The organism is Rhodococcus sp. BH4 (genome assembly GCF_002079265.1).
GTDB classification, from domain to species: Bacteria; Actinomycetota; Actinomycetes; order Mycobacteriales; family Mycobacteriaceae; genus Rhodococcus_F; species Rhodococcus_F qingshengii.
Genome location: NZ_CP014941.1, coordinates 2,024,358 through 2,045,431 on the forward strand (window position 1 = coordinate 2,024,358; position 21,074 = coordinate 2,045,431).

Genomic DNA, 21,074 nt, shown 5'->3' on the forward strand with positions numbered 1-21,074 from the left:
TGATGAGATCATCTGCGCCTTCGGGCGTCGGTACTCGGCAAGAGGCACAGGGGAAGGGCTGGGAGCAGACCTCCGCACACCGATAAGGAAATGCCAACATGGCACGTCTCTCTGGTGTTGATCTTCCTCGCGAAAAGCGCATGGAGATCGCACTGACATACATCTACGGCATCGGCCGTACCCGCTCCAAGGAAATCCTTGACGCCACCGGCGTCAGCCCGGATCTCCGGAGCAAGGACCTCTCGGACGAGGACCTGGCAAAGCTCCGCGAGTACATCGAGGAGTCGCTCAAGGTCGAGGGTGACCTTCGCCGCGAGGTTCAGGCCGACATCCGTCGCAAGATCGAGATCGGCTGCTACCAGGGCCTGCGCCACCGTCGTGGTCTGCCCGTGCGTGGTCAGCGCACCAAGACCAACGCCCGTACCCGTAAGGGTCCGAAGCGCACCATTGCCGGCAAGAAGAAGGCGAAGTAATGCCCCCGAAGTCACGTAGCACCGGTCCGAAGAAGACCCAGAAGACGCGTCGCAGGGATAAGAAGAACATCCCGCACGGCGCCGCTCACATCAAGAGCACCTTCAACAACACCATCGTGTCCATCACGGACCCCGCCGGAAATGTCATTTCCTGGGCGTCTTCGGGACACGTCGGCTTCAAGGGTTCGCGTAAGTCGACTCCCTTCGCCGCTCAGCTTGCTGCTGAGAGCGCTGCCCGTAAGGCGCAGGAGCACGGTGTCAAGAAGGTTGACGTCTTCGTCAAGGGACCGGGATCCGGTCGCGAGACCGCAATCCGTTCCCTCCAGGCCGCTGGCCTCGAGGTCGGCACCATTTCCGATGTAACCCCCCAGCCGCACAACGGCTGCCGTCCGCCCAAGCGGCGTCGGGTATAGCGGGAAGGATAGGTAGAAGAAAATGGCACGTTATACCGGACCCATCACCCGCAAGTCGCGTCGTCTGCGCGTCGACCTCGTTGGAGGCGACCAGGCATTCGAGCGTCGCCCGTACCCGCCCGGACAGCACGGCCGCGCGCGTATCAAGGAGAGCGAGTACCTGCTCCAGCTGCAGGAGAAGCAGAAGGCTCGCTTCACCTACGGCGTCATGGAGAAGCAGTTCCGCCTGTACTACAAGGAGGCGAACAACCGCCCCGGCAAGACCGGCGAGAACCTGCTTCGCATCCTCGAGTCGCGTCTCGACAACGTCGTATACCGCGCAGGCCTCGCTCGCACGCGCCGTCAGGCACGTCAGCTGGTCACGCACGGTCACCTTCTCGTGAACAACAAGAAGGTCGACATCCCGAGCTACCGCGTCTCGCAGTACGACATCATCGATGTCAAGGAGAAGTCGCTCTCCACGCTTCCGTTCCAGGTTGCGCGTGAGACCGTCGGCGATCGCCCGGTTCCCGGGTGGCTGCAGGTTGTCGGCTCGCGTCTGCGGATCCTGGTTCACCAGCTTCCCGAGCGCGCGCAGATCGACATCGCTCTGCAGGAACAGCTCATCGTCGAGTACTACTCGAAGTAAGGCGCTTCGCACCCCGTGAGTGGTTGAGGAGTCTCCGGACTCCTCAACCACTCACAGGGCCGCAGGCCCTTTCCCATCGTGGGCGTCAAATAGTGGACGTCCGTACAGGAGGAAATACCAATGCTCATTTCTCAGCGACCCACGCTGACCGAAGAGGTCATCGCTGATAACCGCTCGAAGTTCGTCATCGAGCCCCTGGAGCCAGGTTTCGGGTACACGCTCGGCAATTCGCTGCGCCGCACGCTGCTCTCGTCGATCCCCGGCGCTGCTGTCACCAGCATCCGTATCGACGGCGTTCTCCACGAGTTCACCACCGTCCCGGGCGTGAAGGAAGATGTCACCGACATCATCCTGAACCTCAAGGGCCTCGTCGTGAACTCCGAAGAGGACGAGCCGGTCACCATGTACGTCCGCAAGCAGGGCCCCGGCGCTGTTACTGCGGGCGACATCGTGCCCCCGGCAGGCGTCACCGTGAACAACCCTGATCTGCACATCGCCACCCTGAACGACAAGGGAAAGCTGGAGATCGAGCTCGTAGTCGAGCGCGGTCGTGGCTATGTCCCCGCCGTTCAGAACAAGGCGTCCGGCGCAGAGATCGGCCGTATCCCGGTCGACTCGATCTACTCGCCGGTGCTCAAGGTCACCTACAAGGTGGAGGCCACTCGCGTCGAACAGCGCACCGACTTCGATCGGCTCGTTCTCGACGTGGAAACGAAGAACTCCATCACCGCACGGGACGCGCTCGCTTCGGCGGGCAAGACCCTGGTTGAGCTCTTCGGCCTGGCCCGTGAGCTGAACGTCGAAGCAGAAGGAATCGAGATCGGACCCTCGCCTGCCGAGGCCGATCACATCGCTTCCTTCGGACTCCCCATCGAGGATCTGGACCTCACGGTCCGCTCCTACAACTGCCTCAAGCGCGAAGGTGTTCACACCGTCGGTGAGCTTGTCGGCCGTACCGAGTCCGATCTGCTCGACATCCGCAACTTCGGACAGAAGTCCATCGACGAGGTCAAGGTCAAGCTGCATTCGCTCGGCCTGTCCCTCAAGGACAGCCCCGCATCCTTCGATCCCACCACCGTTGCCGGCTACGACGCCGCCACCGGAACGTGGAGTGACACTGATGCCGGTTCCTTCGGCGATGCCGAAGGTACCGAGGACTACGCCGAGACCGAACAGCTGTAGCAGCTCAGGTCCTTTACTAGGAGATCATCATGCCCAAGCCCAAGAAGGGTGCCCGCTTCGGCGGGTCGGCTTCCCACCAGAAGGCGATTTTCGCCAATCTGGCTACCGCGCTCTTCGAGCACGGTCGCATCACCACCACCGAGTCCAAGGCCAAGGCACTGCGCCCCTACGCCGAGAAGCTCGTCACGCACGCGAAGGCCGGCACGCTGGCTCACCGTCGTGAGGTGCTGAAGGTCATCCGCAACAAGGATGTCGTTCACACCCTGTTCGCCGAGATCGGCCCGTTCTACGCGGACCGTAACGGTGGATACACCCGCATCATCAAGACGATCCCCCGCAAGGGTGATAACGCTCCGATGGCAATCATCGAGCTCGTCAAGGAAAAGACCGTCACCTCCGAGGCTGACCGCGCTCGTCGCGTCAAGTCCTCGCAGGAAGCTCCCGCCGCAGAGAACGTCGTCGAGGCCGTAGAGGCCGACGCGACCGACGCTGAGGTCGAGAACGCTGACGCAGTCGTCGAGGCCATCGAGAACGAGACCGCAACTGCGGCCGACGCTCCCGAGGCCGAAGAGGCCAAGAAGGACTAATCTCCCTTGGTTTCGGCACACGCTGAATCGAACGAGCCCGCCGCCCCCATCGGGGACGGCGGGCTCGTTCGATTGCGGCTCGACATCTCCTACGACGGCACCGACTTCTCGGGTTGGGCCCGCCAGACCGATCTGCGCACCGTGTGCGGTGAGATCGAAGACAAGTTGGGAACGGTGCTTCGACACCCGGTTCAGTTGACCGTTGCCGGTCGAACCGACGCCGGTGTCCACGCCACCGGTCAGGTAGCGCACGTCGACGTTCCGGGAGAGTTGCTCCCGGACGATCCGTCGCGACTCGTGCGCAGACTTGCACGATTTCTGCCCAAGGACGTTCGGGTCAAACAGATATCGGTGGTTCCGGGTGACTTCGATGCGCGCTTCTCCGCGATGCGACGCTATTACGAGTACCGGGTGACCAACGCGGCGTTCGGAGTGGAACCACTACGCGCACGCGACACCGTCTCGTATCCCAAACCACTCGATCTCGGAGCGATGCAGGAAGCGTCGAATCGGCTGCTGGGTCTGCACAACTTCGCGGCATTCTGCAAGCGTCGAGAAGGCGCTACGACGGTGCGGGAGCTGCAGCGTTTCGACTGGACCCAAGTGGGCACGGTGTTCACGGCGTACGTGAATGCTGACGCATTCTGCTGGTCGATGGTTCGCAGTCTCGTCGGCGCAGTCCTCTCCGTCGGTGAGGGACGGCGCACGGCCGCCTGGGTGGCAGGTTTGCTCGACGAAACGTCGCGATCCAGTTCCATCCTCGTTGCGCCGGCGCACGGACTTTCGTTGGTCCGCGTGGACTACCCCGACTACTCGGAACTGGCTGCCCGCAACGCGATTACCCGTGAGACCCGCGAGATTCCGTCTTCGGGTGGATGCTGCGGCGACTGAACATCACCATGCAAAATGCCCTCCCACTCTGTGTGGGAGGGCATTCGTATCGGGGGGCTATCCCGCCAGTTGGCGCGCGATGACCAATCGCTGAATCTGGTTGGTGCCCTCGAAGATCTGCGTGATCTTGGCCTCGCGCATGTAGCGCTCGACGGGGAAGTCCTGGGTGTATCCGTACCCGCCGAATACCTGAACGGCGTCGGTGGTGACCTTCATTGCCGCGTCGGTGGCCACGAGCTTGGCGACGCTCGCGTTGCGTGAATACGGAACTCCGGCGTCGCGGCGGCGGGCTGCATCGAGGTAGGTGGCTCGCGCGGAGTCGACTGCGGCAGCCATGTCCGCGAGCACGAAACCGAGTCCCTGGTGATCGATGATCCGCTTGCCGAATGCCTTGCGCTCCTTCGCGTAAGCGACCGCGTCGTCGAGCGCGCCTTGAGCGATTCCGACGGCAACGGCAGCGATTCCGAGTCGGCCGGAGTCGAGAGCGCTGAAGGCGATCGGCAGCCCCTGGCCGCGCTGACCGATCAATCGCTCCTCAGGAATGAAGGCGTCGTCGTAATTCGCGGAGGCAGTGGGGACCGCGCGTAGCCCCATCTTCTCTTCGGGTTTTCCGAAGCTGAGGCCTTCGGTGTCCTTGTCCACCAGGAGGCAGGAGACGCCGCGTGAACCGTCGTCACTGGTGCGTGCGAAGAGGTTGTAGAAGTCCGCCTTGCCGCCGTTGGTGATCCAGGCTTTCGAACCGTTGACGCGGTAGCCACCGTCGGTGGGCGTCGCCTTGCACGACAACGCGGCGGCGTCGGATCCGGCCTGCGCTTCGGAAAGGCTGTACGCGCCGATGGTGTTGCCGCCCAGCATGTCCGGTAGCCAGCGGTTCTTCTGTTCGTCGGTGCCGAAGGTGAACAGCGGGAAGCACGACAGGCTGTGCACGCTCACCGCCACTGCAACCGCTGCCCAGCGTGAGGCGATCTCTTCGAGCACTTGGAGGTACACCTCGTACGGCTGATCGCCGCCGCCGAACTCCTCGGGATACGGAAGGCTCAGCAGGCCCGCCTGTCCGAGTGCGGGGAACACTCCGTCTGGATACTTCTCGGCCTTCTCGTATTCGTTGACCTTGGGCGCGAGTACCTTGTCCGCGACATCACGCGTCAGTTCGATGAGATCGCGAGCTTCTTGGCTGGGCATCAGGCGTTCGACGGGCACGGTCGGCTCCTAGCTAGGTAATAGTACTGAGAACGATACTGCAGTACTGTTGTAGGTATGGCAAGGCTGGTTCACAAGACGACTGCGCGCAGGGCCGAGTTGTTCGATCAATTGGTCCAACTGTTCTTGAGTGAGGGTTTCGCCCACCTCACGCTCGACGAGATCTCAGCTCGTCTGCACTGCTCCAAGAGCACCTTGTACACCGTGGCGGCCGGCAAAGAGGATCTGGTGCGGGCTGTGACAGTGCACTTCTTCCGGGCGGCGACCGATGCAGTGGAGAGTGCAGTCGCCGCCGAAACGGCCCCGCCTCGTCGAGTCGCGGTGTATCTCGAAGCAGTGGGTGATCGGCTGTCCGCGGCGTCCAGTCAGTTCATGGAAGACCTGGCCGAATCGGCGTCGGCGAGCCAGGTCTACGAGAAGAACACGTCGATCGCTGCTGATCGTGTGCGATCGCTCATCGTCGAGGGAGTCGATTCGGGCGCATTCCGGCAGGTACACGCATCATTTGTCGCCGATGCCGCTGCGGCGACGATGGTTCGGATCCAGCAACGCGCGGTCTACCGGGCAACTGGTCTGGACGATGCCAGCGCTTATCGGGAACTGGCAGCACTCATCACGGACGGGATCACTGCGTGATCAGTCGCTAGCATCGACGTTCATGGCACCTTTGAACGTCGAAGTCATCGTAGGTTCGGTCCGCGAGGGGCGAATGGGACGAGCAGTGGCGGACTGGTTTGTCGAGCGCGCAACCGCGAACCCGTCGTGGAACGTATCGGTGATCGACCTCAGAGAGCTGTCGTTGCCCCAGGATTTCTCGGATTCACCTGCCACGGAGGTTTTCCGCCGGCGAATCGGGCGCGCCGACGCTGTTGTCGCCGTGACCTCCGAATACAACCACGGGTATCCGGCTGCCCTCAAGACCGCATTCGATTCGGTGAAACACGAGTGGCGTGCCAAGCCGATCGGATTCGTGTCCTACGGCGGGATTTCAGGTGGTGTTCGGGCCGTCGAGCAACTGAGGCAAGTGGTGGCGGAGTTGCACATGGTCTCGGTGCGTCAAAGCGTGACCATCCACCGGGTGCGTAAGCAATTCGGACACGAGCCGTACGGCGTCGATTCGATTGCGATCGATGCAAGCGAGAAGATGATTCGTGAATTGGATTGGTGGGGAAGCGGATTGCGGATGCAACGTGCAAGTGATCCCTATCCCGGCTGATCTTGGACATACGCGATCACGCCATCTGGTGAGCGTCGCCGGCTCGTGGACGGCCGATGAACGATGTCTCGGAAGCGATGGTCACCAGAGTCAGGTCGACGCGTGTACGGCCGGTTTCGACCGTGATCTTGTCACCGAGTGCGAATGGCTGGACTATCGAGATTTCAGGGTCGACCCGAGGCCATTGGCGTGGATGTCCGTACACATAGATTGCGGTCACGCCGGCACGCGGAGATAACCCCTCGACGCCGTCGAACACGACAGTGTTGAAGGCGCCCTCAGGCCCACCGCCCTGCCCGGACACGCGGAGTCGGTCAGGCACTCCCATCGAGTCGGTGAGCGCGGTCCACGCTTGCGGTCGATCGGTGTGGACGAGTACCAGTGCGCCGGTCGCGATGGCTCGAAAGATCAACTGCTGAGCCAGATAGAGTTCGCCGGCGACAAGAACGGTGTTGACGCCCGGTCCCGAAATTCTGGCCGCGACACCGTGCCCGTTTCGGTCCGAGCCGATGAGTTGGCCGCACCCGGCAAGGGGTAGAGCGAGTGAGTCGAGTGTGCCCCCGTCCATGCGAACGCCCGGCGTGATGCCGTCCAGCGCGGCCAATGCGGTTGGCAAGTTGGTCAGCAATCCGTCGCGCTGGCGCCCACGTAGCGAGACCAAACCGGCCAGCGGTGCGTTCTCAGGTGGATTGCGCGTGGTGAAGCGACATGTCGCACTGACCTTCGCCTCTCCGCGTCGTCCGGTGGGTCGTAACCGAATTGTCACGGACGTCCCGGCCGTTGCCACTGCCCACACTCGGGTCAGGGTCGCAGTGGTGATGAAACGGGGTTCGATCCCAAATCCGACGTTGGACACGCCAGGCAAGGGGGTACTTCGCCACGTTTCGGTGACCTCGTGGCCGGCCACTCCTCTTGTCACCTGGGCAGTGGACGACGCGATCTCCGGTGCGGTCAGGATCCGCGCCTTGCACCCCGCTGAATCGAGCACCCGGATGACACGATTGGCGGCAACAGCTATCGCGCGGCCGGCGCCCTGTTCGCCCCCGCCCCGGCGTTCGACTGCTGCACCACCCTCCAGCGCGTCGAAACGTAGTGCAAGCCAAACACTTCTGGTGGCGGTGGCTGGTAGTGGTCCGATGAGACGTTCGTAGACTTCGGTGGCCGGCGTTCCCGACGCGGCGCGGTATCCGTGACTGACGATGTCGATGCCGGTGAGTGAGATGTCGTGCTGATAGAGACAATTGGCGAGGGCTGCCGTGGGCAGAAGGTGGGAAGCGTCGAACGAATGACGGCCGATCCTGGTCAGGTAGTCGCGTGGAGGAGCGATCTCGACGACAGCGACGAGCGAAGATCCGTCCACTCGGAGCCCGATGGACTGCTCGGAGGGAGTGTGAAAACTGACGATCGTGCTGCGGTCGACGTCCTTGCGGTGCAGATAGCGAAAGTACCTGACAATCCAGGACATTACCGACCAACCGCCCACATGAAGCAGCATTGATCCGGCAACCACACAACCGATTGCCAGCGCCCAGAACCAATCGAGCCCACTGGCCATCGCGATTCCGCCCGCACCGATTCCGAAAATCTGTGCCGGCACGAACTCGCGCGTCGAAATCCTGTGTGACGACGGCCAATGCTTCAACCGCGATCGGTCCACGGTTCCTCCCCGATACCTGACCTGCGAACTACCCGAAAATTTCCGCCCCAGCGGAACTGTACTGTGTCTTCGCAAGGGGATGTAAGGCACGGGGGGAATGATGGCTGCGACACCTACCACGCGCTGGCAGGTCAACGGGTACCGATTCTTGGTCAGGCGGATGGAACATGCGCTGGTCAGACGAGACGTGCGGATGCTTCACGATCCGATGCGATCACAGTCGCGCGCGTTCACCGTCGGAATAGTCCTCGCTGCACTGGGATTGGCGGGTTGCGCTGTACTCGCTCTGTTTCGGCCACAGGACAGAATCGGCGATGCAGAGATCGTCGTTGCAAAGGAATCGGGCGCGATGTTCGTCGCCATGGAGGGTACGTTTCGCCCTGTGCTGAACTTGGCCTCCGCACGACTGATTCTGGGTTCGCCAGGAAAACCGGCAATAGTCAAGGCATCCGAGGTCGAGGCGAAACCCCGGGGCGCGCTCGTCGGCATTCCCGGCGCACCGTCCGCGCTGCCGGAATCGGCCGACCCTACCAACGCCGCGTGGACGGTGTGCGATTCCGTCGGATCCGACGGGAGAAAATCGTTGACGACTTCGGTCCTGGTCGGCTCGTCCAATGTCGGCGAAAACACGACATATCTGACGAATGACCGTGCATTCCTGGTGAAGTCGGGTTCCGATCACTTTCTCGTGTACGACGGGAAGCGAGCGGAAATCGATGTGGACGATCCGGCGATCATGCGGGCTTTGGGCCTGGAAGGAGCACAGGCGCGACCGATCAGTATCGGATTCCTCAATTCGATTCCCGAAGTTCCGCGCATCGAGGCTCCGCGAATCCGCCAACTGGGATCGGCGCCCCGGTTTCCTCTGCAGAACAAGACTGTCGGCTCCGTCGTCCAGGTTTCGGTGGGTGCGGACCCGCAGTACTACGTGGTACTCGAGAACGGGATCCAGAAGATCGGTGCGGCGCTCGCCCAACTGATCTACTTCTCGGATTCGCAGGGCGCCACCGGGATCGCGAGCGTCACCCCTGATGCCATCAGTCGTATTCCCTCGGTGAGTGAGCTGGCCGTCGACTTGTTGCCGCGGGTGGTTCCGGAGATCGTCGATGATCACGGCGCACCTGTCGGCTGTCTGGAATGGGCTCCCTCACCTGCAGTCGAGGGCGGCGAAAGTAGTTCTGCAACGCTGAAACTTGTCGCTGGATTGCAGGTTCCGATCCCGGAGGGTGGCAAGTTGGTGTCCTTGGCGCAGGCGGACGGATCGGGTGACAATCTCGACAACGTCCATGTCGAACAGGGATTCGGCGGATTTGTTCAAGCGACCGGAATCGAGACGAACAGCACCAGGCACGACGGAGTGTTCTACGTAGCCGATATCGGTGTGAAGTACGGCGTACCGGACGAAACCTCCGCTCGCGCGCTCGGATTGACGCGAACGCCTGATCGCGCGCCTTGGCAGATGCTCGACCTACTTGCATCAGGTCCCGCGCTCGAGAAGAGCAATGCACTGATAGCTCACGACGGAATCGCCCCCGATACAGCGCCGGCCGCTCCGGTGAACTGAACACTGCTGACGGTTCAGGGATCGATGTTCTGGCGTTCGGGAAGATGCCGACGAATTACTCGACGAAGAGGCATCGATGCCAACAGCGTCAGTAGAGCGAGGGTGCCGACCGTTCCGGCTCCGACGAGTGCCGTGTCGCGAGATCGGTTGTCGGGGGTCGGCGGCGTGGGTAGGGGATCGATCGACACCGACTGATGGTTGACCTTGACGCGTTCTCCTGGGGCCAATTCGCCCGTCACTGCCGCAAGTGGATCGATGACGCCGTGACCGACGTAGGGATTCCAACCCTGCGCCGGAGCGTGGGCGGTGGCTTCGATACGTTGCATGACCTGAAGCGCAGTCAGTTCCGGGTGAACCGACCGGACCAGTGCGGCGGTTGCCGCGACAAGGGGCGCAGCGAAACTGGTCCCGTTGAACGACTGTACGGCGCCGTCGGAGCCGTACACCCCGTTGGTCAGACCGGGCGACGTCGGGTGAAGTGAGGTGATTCCGGTGCCGGGCGCCGCCACGTCGACCCATGGACCGCCGAGGCTGAAGGAACTGGCGGCGCCATTGGGGTCTACCGACCCCACTGTGAGGACATAGTCGTCGTACCAAGCCGGACTGGCAATCGTCACAACCGAGTTCCATGGATCGGCCAGGGGATTGAGGGGATCCGGCGGCGGATTCTGGTTCTTGCAACCTCCGGATCCGACGTTCCCTGCAGCTGCGACGACTACGACGTTCTTCGCGATCGTGGCGTATTCGATTGCAGCGCCGAGTCGTTGGTCGCTGATCCCGTCCCCGGCAGGCTTGCAGGCGACTTCGGAGATGTTGATGACGCTTGCACCCATGTCCGCAGCGTGACGGACGGCCGATGCCATGGTGTCGACGTTTCCGTACCCGGATGAGTTCTCGGCTACAGCAGGGTCTTCGCGTTGGCCGGCCACCGAGAAGGCGGCACTGGACTGCCTGATCGAAATTATCTGTGCGTCAGGCGCAGCTCCGGAGAATCCGGAACCCTCGACTTGCTGGGCGGCGATGAGACCGGCCACGACAGTTCCGTGTGCGTCACAATCGTCGGTGCCGTCGGAGGTACCGACGTAATCACCGCCGCCGTCGAGCGATGGCAGCCGGGGATGTCTGCTGACACCGGTGTCGATGACAGCAATTCGCTGTCCTGCCCCTCTGGTGATCGGCCACACAGAATCGAATCCCAGATCTCGTTGAGAACGTGGAATGTCCGCATCGTCACCACCTGCCACGGCTGGGACGCACAGGGTTCGTTGTTCGGTGGGTTGTGGAGGTGCGGGCGGACCGTCCTCCGGCAGCATTGCAGGATCGATGGGGGAGGGAACCGCGCTCGATGCGCCACCTGCCCCGGCGAGAACGCTGAAGGCGACGATCACGAGACTGGCGCAGATGTTTGTTGCACGTCGAATCACCATCGATCACCGATCGCTCAGAGGCTACGCATGAGCGCGAAGAGGCCACTGACCCAGCAGATCAGCGGAACGATTGCTGCAATCGCAGCGAGGTCCAACAGCTCGGCAGCGCGTCGCATAACGGGGCTGAATGTGTTCTGGGGGGCGAGGATTCCCAGAATCAGTGCCAGGAGGAGAACGGTCATCGTGATGGCGAAGATGACCAATGCATGGTCGCGATGGGTCCATGCCATGTCGCCCAGGAGAACGAGAATCACCGAGATGCCTGCCGCGATGAGTGGCACAGCCTGCTGTGCGCCCGCGTAGGTGCGCCCGCGAAACATCAGCACGACGGCCGTCGCGAATGCGAGAGCAAGATTCGGCCAGACGATCCCCTGACCAGGCCAGGACCACGCGAGTGCGACGGCAGCGACGAGCGCGACCACTGACGTGGCCACGATCAGCCCGGTCAGATAGCTACGCGCCCGCCCTGCCCTTTCCGCCAACTCGGTCAGCCCGGGTAGTTCGGGTTCGGGCAGTCCGTCGCGGTCGTCGTCGAGGGGATTACTCGGCGTCGGAACAGGGGGAAGCGGTAGTCGCGCGAACAACATCGACAGTCGAGCGGTGAACGTGAGAACGATCAATGCGGCGGCAATCACCGCGCCGCTGACGGTCGCGGTGCGCGCCTCGGGAAGCGTGGTAGTGACGGCAAAGGTGCCCACCGCCGCGAGAAGGACGACGAGAAGTGCGGTGAAGACAGCTAATCCGGCGCCGCACAAGCGGAAGCAGATCAGAGTTACCGCAGCGGCAAATGCCGAACCGAGAAGCAGATGAGCCGAAAGAACAGTGCCGGGCACGCAGAGTGCGCCGGAGACGAACGCCAGTGGCACCGAAGCGCATCCGAGCGTGACGGAACTTGCAGAGTCTCCGTACACCCGCGCCGCCACGACGGCGGCGACGGTGAGCACCAAAGACGTCACTCCGCCGCAGACGGCGCCGATCAGTCCCGTGTCGCCGAGGACCAGGGCGAGGGCCGCGACGAGCGCAGCGACGAGGGCGGCGGTCGAGCCGACAATGCGCGCGGTGACCGGAGTCCAGCGTCGGTAGACGTCCGCATCCGTGGCCGCGACGGTGTACATGATGTCGTCGAAGAGTGGGGGCGGGGCAGCGGTGTCCGAGGCCTCGAGTACGAGCAATTCTCCATCGCGGATTCCGTGCTCGTGCAGCGACAGCGTCGGTGCCAGCGGTGCCCTGCCGACTTTCGACAGAGTCCAGTCGACGGGCTCGAATTGTTCGGTGGTGTGGTCGAACTCGTTGAAATTGCTGTGGTTGACAATTGTGTCCACAATGCCCGGAATGACCACGGTGAGTGGAACACGAAGCGGCACCGCAAGATCCACCTGCGAATGGGCTGAAAGTACCGTCAACCTGCACAGTTCGGCAGAATGACTCGCGCCTCGTCCGTTTCCGGTGTTCGCAGCGCTGGTTGTAGTGGTGCTGGTCAAGATCTGTCCCCTCCCATGACGCGATTCCCCCTTCGCGTCACCCCAGTTCACCCGAACAATACGACATGAACTGCGCGCCTGTATCGGAGACAGCGCCGACAACAGGTGGCACCGACCCGAGTGTCGGTGTTGTGATCTACTCTCTTGCAATTGCGCGAGTACGCCTTGGGGGGGCCGGCGGTAGTCGGACGAGGCGTCTGGCGGCAACAGCTGCAGCACCGATGGGGGTGGGTGAATTGAGCACTGTCAGATTTGCGCGTCGAGCACGCCGTGAATCGCCGCGCACACCGGGCGGCGAGGTGACGCTTCAGGCCCCACCGGAGATACCTCGCGTCACGCCGGGAAACCTACTGACCAAACTACTTCCGGTGATCATGGTGGTTGCCATGATCGGCATGGTGGCGCTGATGTTCTCTTCCGGCATGGCGCGCAATCCGATGTCCCTGCTGTTTCCGGTCATGATGATGGTGTCGATGCTCGGAATGCTCGCCGGGGGCGGTCGTAGCGGTGGAGCAAGAGCGTCCGAGGCGAACGAGGACCGCAAGGACTACCTCCGGTACCTGGATCAGATGCGTAGTGATGTTGCTGCGACGACTGGTGCGCAGCGTGCTGCTCTCGAGTGGAGCAATCCCGAGCCGTCGCTGCTCTGGACACTGGCCGGGACTGTGCGGATGTGGGAGCGTCAGATCACCGACTCGGACTACTGCCACGTTCGGGTAGGTCTGGGTACACAGCGATTGGCCACCAGACTCGTGTCTCCGGAGACCGGGCCGGTCGAGGATCTCGAACCCGTCGCTGCTGTCTCACTTCGGCGATTCGTCCGTGCACATTCGGTTGTGCAGGACCTGCCGACCGCCGTCTCGCTTCGCGGATTTGCTGCGATGTCCATCGAGGGGCAGAGAGATTCCGCTCGTGCGCTTGTCCGCTCGATGTTGATGCAACTGTGCACATTCCACGGTCCGGACACGCTCCAAGTTGCGGTGGTGTGCGGTCCCGATACCGAATCCGAGTGGGAGTGGGTCAAGTGGCTCCCACACGCGCAACACCCGCAGTCTCAGGACGGCACCGGCACTGCACGCATGGTGTTCGGTTCGTATCTCGAATTCGAAAGTTCCCTCGGGGAACCGCTTTCGATGCGTGCTCGATTCGCTCGCAACACTCCAGCCAGTGCGGGCGTTCCGCATCTCGTGCTGGTCGTGGACGGTGGCTTGTTCGAAGGTGACACCGGCCTGTTGTCCGAATCCGGGCTCGACTCGGTGACCGTCCTCGACCTGTGCGGGTTCTGCCCGCGGCTGGTGGCGACGCGTGGTTTGCGACTGGTCGTCAGTAGCGATCAGATCGGCGCGGTGAGCAGCGCAGGAGTTGAGAACTTTGCGAGGCCTGACGCTGCGACGACGAGCCTGGCGCAGGCGTTCGGCCGTCGCATCGCACCGTTCCGTGCGGCATCGCAGAATGCCGTCGACGCAGCTGACGACGACCGATCCCTTCGGACGTGGAGCCAGATGTTGGGGATAGGAAACATTGCGAGGTTCAATCCTGAGCATGGCTGGCTTCCACGTCAGGGACGCGACCGACTCCGCGTGCCGATCGGTGTCGGACAAGACGGAAACCCCGTCGAACTGGATCTGAAGGAGTCGGCCGAGAACGGTATGGGTCCGCACGGGCTGTGTATCGGAGCCACCGGTTCTGGCAAGTCGGAGTTCCTGCGAACCTTGGTGCTCGGCCTGATCGCGACCCACTCTCCCGACGCACTGAACCTCGTCCTGATCGACTTCAAAGGTGGTGCAACCTTTCTCGGGACTGATTGTCAAGTACCACACGCTATGGTGTATCCATGCGTACCGCGATCTACACCCGCATCTCACTCGACCGGACTGGCGAGGGGCTGGGCGTTGAACGGCACTTCGAAGACTGCTCCGCATTGGCGAAAACGCTCAATTGGGAAGTGGTAGAACACTATTCGGACAACGACATATCCGCCAGTAGGGGCCTTGTGCGACCTCGGTACGAGGACATGTTGGCCGACATTCAGGCAGGCAAGATCGACGCAGTGATTGTGTATCACGCAGATCGCCTCTATCGCTCGCCACTCGAACTCGAACGACTAATCGCGATCTTCGCCAACACGGAGATCCGGACAGTCAAATCGGGAACGCTCGACCTGACCACCTACTCCGGCCGGATGGTCGCCAGAATCCTCGGCAGTGTCGCCAGAGCAGAGGTCGATGCGATGTCCGATCGCCGGAAACGCGCCAATGATCAGAAGGCAGCTTCTGGTCTCTGGATCGCATCGCGCCGACCATTCGGATACACGATTGACGGAGAGCTGCTTGAGCCGGAGGCGACGGCAATACGAGAAGCCGTGCAGTCCGTGTTGTCGGGGATGTCCGTGCGGCAGGTGGCGCGTGAGTGGAATGCGGCAGGACTGAGGACGGCACATGGTGGCCAAGAATGGAAGTCGACCAGCGTGCGGCGAGTACTGAAGAACCCGAGATATGCAGCCCTGCGGGTACATCGTGGCGCAGTCGTCGGGACTGGTCAGTGGCCGGCGATCATCGATGTTGATGCCCACTACGGCATCGTGGCGTTCCTGGATGACCCGAAGCGGTCGAGCAGTTTGGGGTTCGAGCGCAAGTGGCAGGGCAGCGGCGTCTATCGGTGTGGGGTTTGCGATGAGCGCATGGTGGTTCACGTAGACGCCAATAAGCGGCGGTCGTACAAATGCCCTCAGAATCATGTTCGACGGCAGGGTGTGGCGCTCGACGAGTTGGTGGATGGCGTGGTGATTGCTCGGCTTTCGATGCCTGATGCTGCTGTGGTTTTGCAGTCTGACGAAATCGATGTGGCTGGACTTCAGGTTGAGCGGGATTCGTTGCAGGTGAGGGCCGAGCAGATAGCGGGGATGTTCGGTTCTGGGGCGATGGATGCGGGTCAGTTTGAGGCCGCGAACGCTGCTCTGCAGTTGCAGGTCGACAGGGTTGATGCGGAGTTGGGTAAGGCGCGGATGGGGGATCCGCTGGTGGAGCTGGTGTTGGCGGGGGACCGTCTCGTTGAGGTTTGGGAGGGTAAGTCTCCTGATTTGCGAGGGAAAATCATTGATGCGTTGATGGTGGTTCGGGTGCATCCTTCGGATAAGGGGCTTCGGCGCTTTGATCCTCGGTTCATCGAGATTGAGCGGAAAGTGTAGCGAAATCCAAGCAGTCGTTAAGCAGGTGCTTAAGCGAATGGTTAGCAGGTGGTTGCTTTTTGCTAGTCGATTGTCCGTGTAATTCGATAGGTCCTATTGAGGATCTAAGTAGGTTCTATGTAGACCCGATGGAGACTCTATTGAGAGTGTCGGTGGAAAACTACTACTGTAGTAGTTTTCCACGAGAAGCTCCCCGGCAGCGGGAACCTTTTTGTGCGTGTCCGCAAAAACTCCGGTGGAAATGTGGGGTTGTCCCACTGGGACACCTGGTGGGACAACCGCCGGGACACCGACCGGACATGTTGAAGCATGTCCGGAATCTCTACGGGATCCCGTAAAGTTTGCCGTCACGGGAGGCGCGACCCGCCGACTTGTGCAATGCGCGCTTCGTCGTATCGGTTCAACCTGCGTCTTTAGTTCATCTATCTCGCTACATCTCGCATTATGTGTTTCTGTCCGCCACTGGGTGTAGTTTTCTCAACAAAGCGGTGTGACCGAGCAGGTAGATATGATGCCTGTATAGGGAAACGGTTTCCCAGAAAATCAATTATCAACTAATCCAAGTAGGGAGAACCATGACGGAAGCGATGCTCACCACGCGCCAGGCTGCCGAGCACGTGAACCGCACGCCACGCACATTGCGCAACTGGCGCAACCGAGGTGATTTGATTGGCCACCCGCGGGCCAGCGGAAGAATCCTCTACTCGCGAGATGATCTTGAGCGTGCTGTCCAGATTCAGGTGGAAAGGTTTACAACCCGGAGTGTCGGCGGCCGGCCGCGGAACACCTAGTGCGGACCACGGTGACTCGTCGCCAGTGCGGCATATAATCGAAAACACGTTCGAACTGAACATCTGATTGCTCGACCTGCCCTGAGTTCGCAGCTCAGGGATATTTTCTGTGCTGTTTTATCGGATCGAAGGGCGGAGCTTGCCAACAAAAACGTACCACCCTAACCCTGAAATTTCCAAGTTCATTGACGATCTCATTCGAGACTGGCCTCCGCTCACGCCTGAGACGAAAGCCCGCGTTACGGCGCTGATGAGGTGTGGAGATTGACCACACACGTCTATTCGCTGGAGACAGTGGTCAACGCGATTCCTGAAGTGATCGCGCATCTGCGTGGGGGACTGTATCGGCAGCCGCGGATCGGTACTGCCGAGTCCAACCCAGACTCGAAACAGACGGATAAGCCGGGTCCTCGGGCGCCGGTAAACCTCGACGCTCTCGATGCAGCTGACGAGCAGCTGAGGTGGCTTGCTGAGTGGGCTGAGCATGCGGGTGTTGACATGTCGAATCTGGGTTCTACATGGAGGTTCCGTTTCGGCGAGAACGCCGGGTACATACGGGGCATTCGTGACAACGACGCACGGCCTGCTGATCGGCTCCGTGAGCGCCTTCTGCGCGTGATGGCTACTCCCGGTTGGGTTCCCCCGCAAGGGATGCACACGCACCTTATGCAGATGATGTCACGGCATATGCGCTCGTTCGCGACCGTTGGAGACATATTGGCTGAGTCGAGGGTGGGTGATTCTGTTGCGAGCCTTGCCAATTGTGGATGAGACCGTACCCGTTCTCGTGCCTGTGAGGTGGATGAACGAACCGGATGCCGCCGTGTACATCGGTCGGAGTCGTCGCAGTCTGCGGAACTGGCGATCGAACGGTCTGATTCCTGCCAGACGCCGTGGTGGTGAGTGGGTCTATTTGCCTGCGGATCTGACTGCGGCGAGAGACAAGGCTGACCAGCGAATGCGTCAAGGCCTATCGACAGCATCGAAACCCGGTCCGGGGCGCGGGCATAAACATCCCGCTAGATCGCGGATCAGGGAGCTTATCGAGGCCGGCGGGATGAGCCAGCTGGCGATTGCCCGCGCGATAGGTTGCAACGCCTCGCTGGTCGCTGTTGTGAACCGGGAACTAAAAACGGCAAGGGAGATGGTGTGAGCTTCGAAGACAGTTCGACTGGACTCAACGCCTCACTGTACGAGGTCTGCGAATACCGCAATGGTGTCCACTACGCCGAATCCGGTATGAGTCCTGAGGAATTCGCGGTTCACGATGATCTGGTTCGGCAGGCAACTCGTGATGAGGATGGGCGCTTGTACATCTGGATTCCGAACGAGCTGCTTGAGCCTGAGGGGGTCGTGTGACAGAGGCTTTCGTGTGGAAGGACAGAGCAATGATCAGAACCTGTGGATGGTTCTCGGCGAGGCGGCGTGAGTGGGCGCACCTTCCCGGGAATGATCTGAAATTCCATCAGCTCTGATCAGGACCGGCGTTGGCGCGCTGGTTCGGGAAGGTACGCCCATGCTCACGGTAGTTCAGGATCAGCAATCCTCCAACGACGACAGCGGTGTTGGTCGGTCGTTGCTTGACGAGATCGTTCGCGACGGTGCCCGGCAGATGCTCGCGGCGGCGTTGGCCGCCGAAGTCGCCGCATACATCGAGCAGTTCGCCGAGCATCTCGATGAGCACGGCCGGCGGCTGGTGGTCCGCAACGGCTATCACCACGAGCGTGACGTGCTCACCGCGGCGGGGGCGGTGACGGTGACCGCACCGCGGGTCAACGACCGCCGTGTCGACGCCGAGACCGGTGAACGGCAACGGTTTTCCTCGGCGATCCTGCCGGCGTGGTCACGCAAGTCCCCGCAGATGACCGAGGTGTTGCCGCTGCTGTACCTGCACGGGCTGTCCAGCGGCGACTTCGGTGCGGCGTTGGAGCAGTTCCTCGGCACTGGTGCCGGGCTGTCGGCCTCGACGATCACCCGGCTGACCGCGCAATGGCAGGACGAGGCGAAGGCCTTCGCCGACCGGGATCTCTCGGGCACCGATTTCGTGTACCTATGGGTCGACGGCATCCATCTCAAGGTCCGCCTGGAGCAGGAGAAGCTGTGCTTGCTCGTGATGATCGGCGTCCGCGCCGACGGCCGCAAGGAGCTCGTCGCGCTCACCGATGGGTTCCGGGAGTCCACAGAGTCGTGGGCTGATCTGCTGCGCTCATGCCGACGCCGCGGGATGACCGCCCCGGTGCTGGCCGTCGGTGATGGGGCGCTGGGGTTCTGGAAGGCACTGCGGGAGGTGTTTCCGGATACCCGTGAACAGCGCTGCTGGTTTCACAAGCAGGCCAATGTGCTTGCTGCGCTGCCCAAGTCGGCTCATCCAGGTGCGACCGCGGCGATGCGGGAAATCTACAACGCCGAGGACATCGACAAGGCCCAGGTCGCGATCAAGGCCTTCGAGGTAGATTACGGCGCGAAGTACCCCAAGGCGGTCGCCAAGATCGTCGACGACGCCGACGTGCTCCTGGAGTTCTACCGGTACCCGGCCGAGCACTGGATCCACTTGCGCACTACGAATCCGATCGAATCGACGTTTGCGACCGTGCGGTTGCGAACCAAGGTCACCAAGGGCCCTGGGTCACGCGCAGCGGGGATTGCCATGGCCTACAAGCTGATCGACGCCGCACAAGCCCGCTGGCGGGCGGTCAACGCCCCCCATCTGGTCGCGCTGGTCCGTGCCGGCGCGGTGTTCCACAAAGGCAAGCTGCTCGAACGACCCATCGACATCTCACCCGCTGAGCCCGACGAATCAAGCGAAACGGAGGTCGCCTGAAACACCCTCATCCACAGGTCTTGACAATATCTCGGAAGGACAAGTTTCACTGGCATGAGGCGTACGGGATGTCTGATGTTCCAAGCAATGCGAGGTCGGTGGCTTACATCGTCTGGGACCACACAGACAAGTTCGGGAAGCGCGGGTTCCCTGGCATGGATATTTTGACGGCCAAGACGAAGCTGAGTGAGCGTCAGGTGAGCAGGAATCTGCAAACCAATCAGAAGGCGGGCTGGCTTGATCTTGTTGTGTCGGGGTCGTCGATGGGTAACGGACGGAAGAGTGAGTACAACCTCGCCTATCCGGTTGGCTACGTTGATCACAAGCTAGACCACCAGACACTGATGTCCGGTGGTGATGATGGCAAACCGGAACCACCAGACACTGATGTCATAGACCACCAGACACTGATGTCCGAACCACCAGACACTGATGTCTGCCCAACAGAGTCTTTATCAAACCCTAGATCAGATCCTCCTCCTCTAACGAGCGAGGACGAGGAGGACGACCTCTCATATCTCTACGAACAGGAAATCAACACCGACGCTGGGGACACCGAAACCCTCAGATACGTCAGGATCACCGAACTCCTCGACAAAGGGTTCGCACGGTCAGCACGAACTGAAGCTGAGAATCAGGAACTCCTCGATGCCGGATTCACCTATGTCGACGGCCCTCGCTTCTCGATCAACGGCGGACCAACAGGCGGGTGGACAGATCCATCCCCCGAGGCTTTCGCCCGACGCCGGTCACTAGTCGACGCCCACCGTGCCCAGCGTCTCGCTGTCCGGCGGTGCAAGTGGGAGGAGATGCAGCGCGTCGAAGCTGAGGCCCGCGCCGAACGTGACCGACAGTTCGAGGCTAAACGTGCACAACGTCAAGCACAGACAGAAATCGACAACCTCGCCGAACTGAAGTCGATCGAGTGGGTCTCGAGGAACTGGGACCGCTTCGAAAAGTACTGCGCCACCGAGGGCGTCAACCTCGAGCGACAACTCGCCCTCGCCCAACGCGCCCAAGAGAAGGCCACCTCAAGCCCATTCGGTTTGTTCAAGTCAATGGTCAACAACGGCGTAGATCCCGGCTCATCGATCAGTAGCTGGGATACAGCCTGCGCCTCACCCGCATCGGGTCACGCATGGCAGGAATGAGCACAGCGCCCCCTCAGCCTTCCCCTGATCGACTTTCAGCCCCAAGGAGACCCGATATCAACAACCCGCCTCCCTACGTGCTCACCGCAGTCCTCCGCCAACGGACATGCAAACGCGCCAACAGACGCCACTACCGCCTCGAAGTGCCCACCAATGACGGCTACTACTGGAGGTTGACCGCGTCGAAACTTCGACAACTGTGTGATGCAGCCGGCGATGCCCTCGACACAGGCGCCGGAACAGTCGGACCGTTTCTTGCGACATGCGATGCGAGCGGCCTCTGCACCGTCCGTGAAGGCCACAAGCAATTCGAACTCGCCGAGGACGATCTCGCCGATCTGGTCACTCGGGCAGACGAATTGATCTCCACCCTCTCAGCCGACATCAGCCCCGACAACGAATGAA

At 61.6% G+C, this 21,074-nt stretch carries 19 protein-coding genes and 1 pseudogene; 16 read left to right on the forward strand and 4 right to left on the reverse strand.

All coding sequences use genetic code 11. The features are described from left to right. The first annotated feature begins 98 nt into the window (after positions 1 to 98). The 6 genes from rpsM to truA all read left to right on the forward strand — a co-directional run bounded on the left by rpsM (position 99) and on the right by truA (position 4,174). On the forward strand, positions 99 to 473 hold the full coding sequence (gene rpsM, locus A0W34_RS09335) for a 30S ribosomal protein S13 (RefSeq protein WP_003940834.1): 375 nt from the start codon (positions 99 to 101) through the stop codon (positions 471 to 473). Further along, the gene (gene rpsK, locus A0W34_RS09340; protein WP_003940683.1) at positions 473 to 886 is read left to right on the forward strand and encodes a 30S ribosomal protein S11; all 414 of its coding nucleotides are present in this window, start codon (positions 473 to 475) and stop codon (positions 884 to 886) included. Before rpsM ends, rpsK begins: the two co-directional genes overlap by 1 nt. Before the next feature lie 22 nt (positions 887 to 908). Then, positions 909 to 1,514: a 30S ribosomal protein S4 gene (gene rpsD, locus A0W34_RS09345; RefSeq protein WP_003940769.1), complete on the forward strand. Its 606-nt coding sequence runs from the start codon at positions 909 to 911 to the stop codon at positions 1,512 to 1,514. Positions 1,515 to 1,634: 120 nt separating this feature from the next. Then, positions 1,635 to 2,696, forward strand: coding sequence for a DNA-directed RNA polymerase subunit alpha (locus A0W34_RS09350; protein ID WP_003941016.1), 1,062 nt, complete (start codon positions 1,635 to 1,637; stop codon positions 2,694 to 2,696). 29 nt (positions 2,697 to 2,725) lie between these two features. Further along, a complete protein-coding gene (gene rplQ / locus A0W34_RS09355; RefSeq protein WP_054188117.1) occupies positions 2,726 to 3,283 on the forward strand; it encodes a 50S ribosomal protein L17 in 558 nt (185 codons plus the stop codon). A 6-nt stretch (positions 3,284 to 3,289) separates the two neighbouring features. Continuing rightward, a complete protein-coding gene (gene truA, locus A0W34_RS09360) occupies positions 3,290 to 4,174 on the forward strand; it encodes a tRNA pseudouridine(38-40) synthase TruA (RefSeq protein ID WP_064112324.1) in 885 nt (294 codons plus the stop codon). Positions 4,175 to 4,231: 57 nt separating this feature from the next. Here the strand turns inward: truA and A0W34_RS09365 are convergent, their stop codons facing one another. Continuing rightward, positions 4,232 to 5,374 carry an acyl-CoA dehydrogenase family protein gene (locus A0W34_RS09365; protein WP_007728582.1) on the reverse strand — a complete coding sequence of 381 codons (1,143 nt, stop codon included), beginning with the start codon at positions 5,372 to 5,374 and terminating at the stop codon, positions 4,232 to 4,234. 57 nt (positions 5,375 to 5,431) lie between these two features. Here A0W34_RS09365 and A0W34_RS09370 point away from each other — a divergent pair, with 57 nt between their 5' ends. Further along, positions 5,432 to 6,010, forward strand: a complete 579-nt coding sequence (locus tag A0W34_RS09370; RefSeq protein WP_081557586.1) for a TetR/AcrR family transcriptional regulator — start codon at positions 5,432 to 5,434, stop codon at positions 6,008 to 6,010. 22 nt (positions 6,011 to 6,032) lie between these two features. Further along, complete coding sequence (locus A0W34_RS09375; protein WP_003940967.1) at positions 6,033 to 6,590, forward strand: NADPH-dependent FMN reductase; 558 nt, start codon at positions 6,033 to 6,035, stop codon at positions 6,588 to 6,590. Positions 6,591 to 6,606: 16 nt separating this feature from the next. Here the strand turns inward: A0W34_RS09375 and eccE are convergent, their stop codons facing one another. Beyond that, complete coding sequence (eccE, locus tag A0W34_RS09380) at positions 6,607 to 8,247, reverse strand: type VII secretion protein EccE (protein ID WP_081557587.1); 1,641 nt, start codon at positions 8,245 to 8,247, stop codon at positions 6,607 to 6,609. A gap of 97 nt (positions 8,248 to 8,344) precedes the next feature. Between eccE and eccB the strand changes: the two genes are divergently transcribed. Beyond that, on the forward strand, positions 8,345 to 9,811 hold the full coding sequence (gene eccB, locus A0W34_RS09385) for a type VII secretion protein EccB (protein ID WP_081557588.1): 1,467 nt from the start codon (positions 8,345 to 8,347) through the stop codon (positions 9,809 to 9,811). A 14-nt stretch (positions 9,812 to 9,825) separates the two neighbouring features. Here eccB and mycP read toward each other — a convergent pair whose 3' ends face one another. Both mycP and eccD read right to left on the reverse strand, forming a co-directional pair. Continuing rightward, positions 9,826 to 11,238 carry a type VII secretion-associated serine protease mycosin gene (gene mycP, locus A0W34_RS09390; RefSeq protein ID WP_081557589.1) on the reverse strand — a complete coding sequence of 471 codons (1,413 nt, stop codon included), beginning with the start codon at positions 11,236 to 11,238 and terminating at the stop codon, positions 9,826 to 9,828. Between the two features lie 14 nt (positions 11,239 to 11,252). After that, positions 11,253 to 12,719, reverse strand: coding sequence for a type VII secretion integral membrane protein EccD (eccD, locus tag A0W34_RS09395; RefSeq protein WP_081558774.1), 1,467 nt, complete (start codon positions 12,717 to 12,719; stop codon positions 11,253 to 11,255). 221 nt (positions 12,720 to 12,940) lie between these two features. Here eccD and eccCa point away from each other — a divergent pair. The 7 genes and pseudogenes from eccCa to A0W34_RS09440 form a co-directional block, all read left to right on the forward strand. After that, a pseudogene (eccCa, locus tag A0W34_RS09400) lies at positions 12,941 to 14,539 on the forward strand (type VII secretion protein EccCa); the annotation flags it as partial. A 14-nt stretch (positions 14,540 to 14,553) separates the two neighbouring features. Beyond that, positions 14,554 to 15,906 (forward strand): recombinase family protein, encoded by a 1,353-nt coding sequence (locus A0W34_RS09405; protein WP_081558775.1) that lies wholly within the window; start codon positions 14,554 to 14,556, stop codon positions 15,904 to 15,906. 587 nt (positions 15,907 to 16,493) lie between these two features. Further along, a complete protein-coding gene (locus A0W34_RS33805; RefSeq protein WP_442971947.1) occupies positions 16,494 to 16,697 on the forward strand; it encodes a helix-turn-helix domain-containing protein in 204 nt (67 codons plus the stop codon). Positions 16,698 to 17,499: 802 nt separating this feature from the next. Further along, a complete protein-coding gene (locus A0W34_RS33810) occupies positions 17,500 to 17,850 on the forward strand; it encodes a helix-turn-helix domain-containing protein (RefSeq protein WP_156888911.1) in 351 nt (116 codons plus the stop codon). 363 nt (positions 17,851 to 18,213) lie between these two features. Then, positions 18,214 to 19,518 (forward strand): IS256-like element ISRer3 family transposase, encoded by a 1,305-nt coding sequence (locus A0W34_RS09430; RefSeq protein ID WP_042927240.1) that lies wholly within the window; start codon positions 18,214 to 18,216, stop codon positions 19,516 to 19,518. Positions 19,519 to 19,586: 68 nt separating this feature from the next. Then, positions 19,587 to 20,669, forward strand: a complete 1,083-nt coding sequence (locus tag A0W34_RS09435) for a hypothetical protein (protein ID WP_081557594.1) — start codon at positions 19,587 to 19,589, stop codon at positions 20,667 to 20,669. Positions 20,670 to 20,746: 77 nt separating this feature from the next. Then, positions 20,747 to 21,073 carry a hypothetical protein gene (locus tag A0W34_RS09440; RefSeq protein WP_156888912.1) on the forward strand — a complete coding sequence of 109 codons (327 nt, stop codon included), beginning with the start codon at positions 20,747 to 20,749 and terminating at the stop codon, positions 21,071 to 21,073. The last annotated feature ends 1 nt before the right edge of the window (position 21,074 follow it).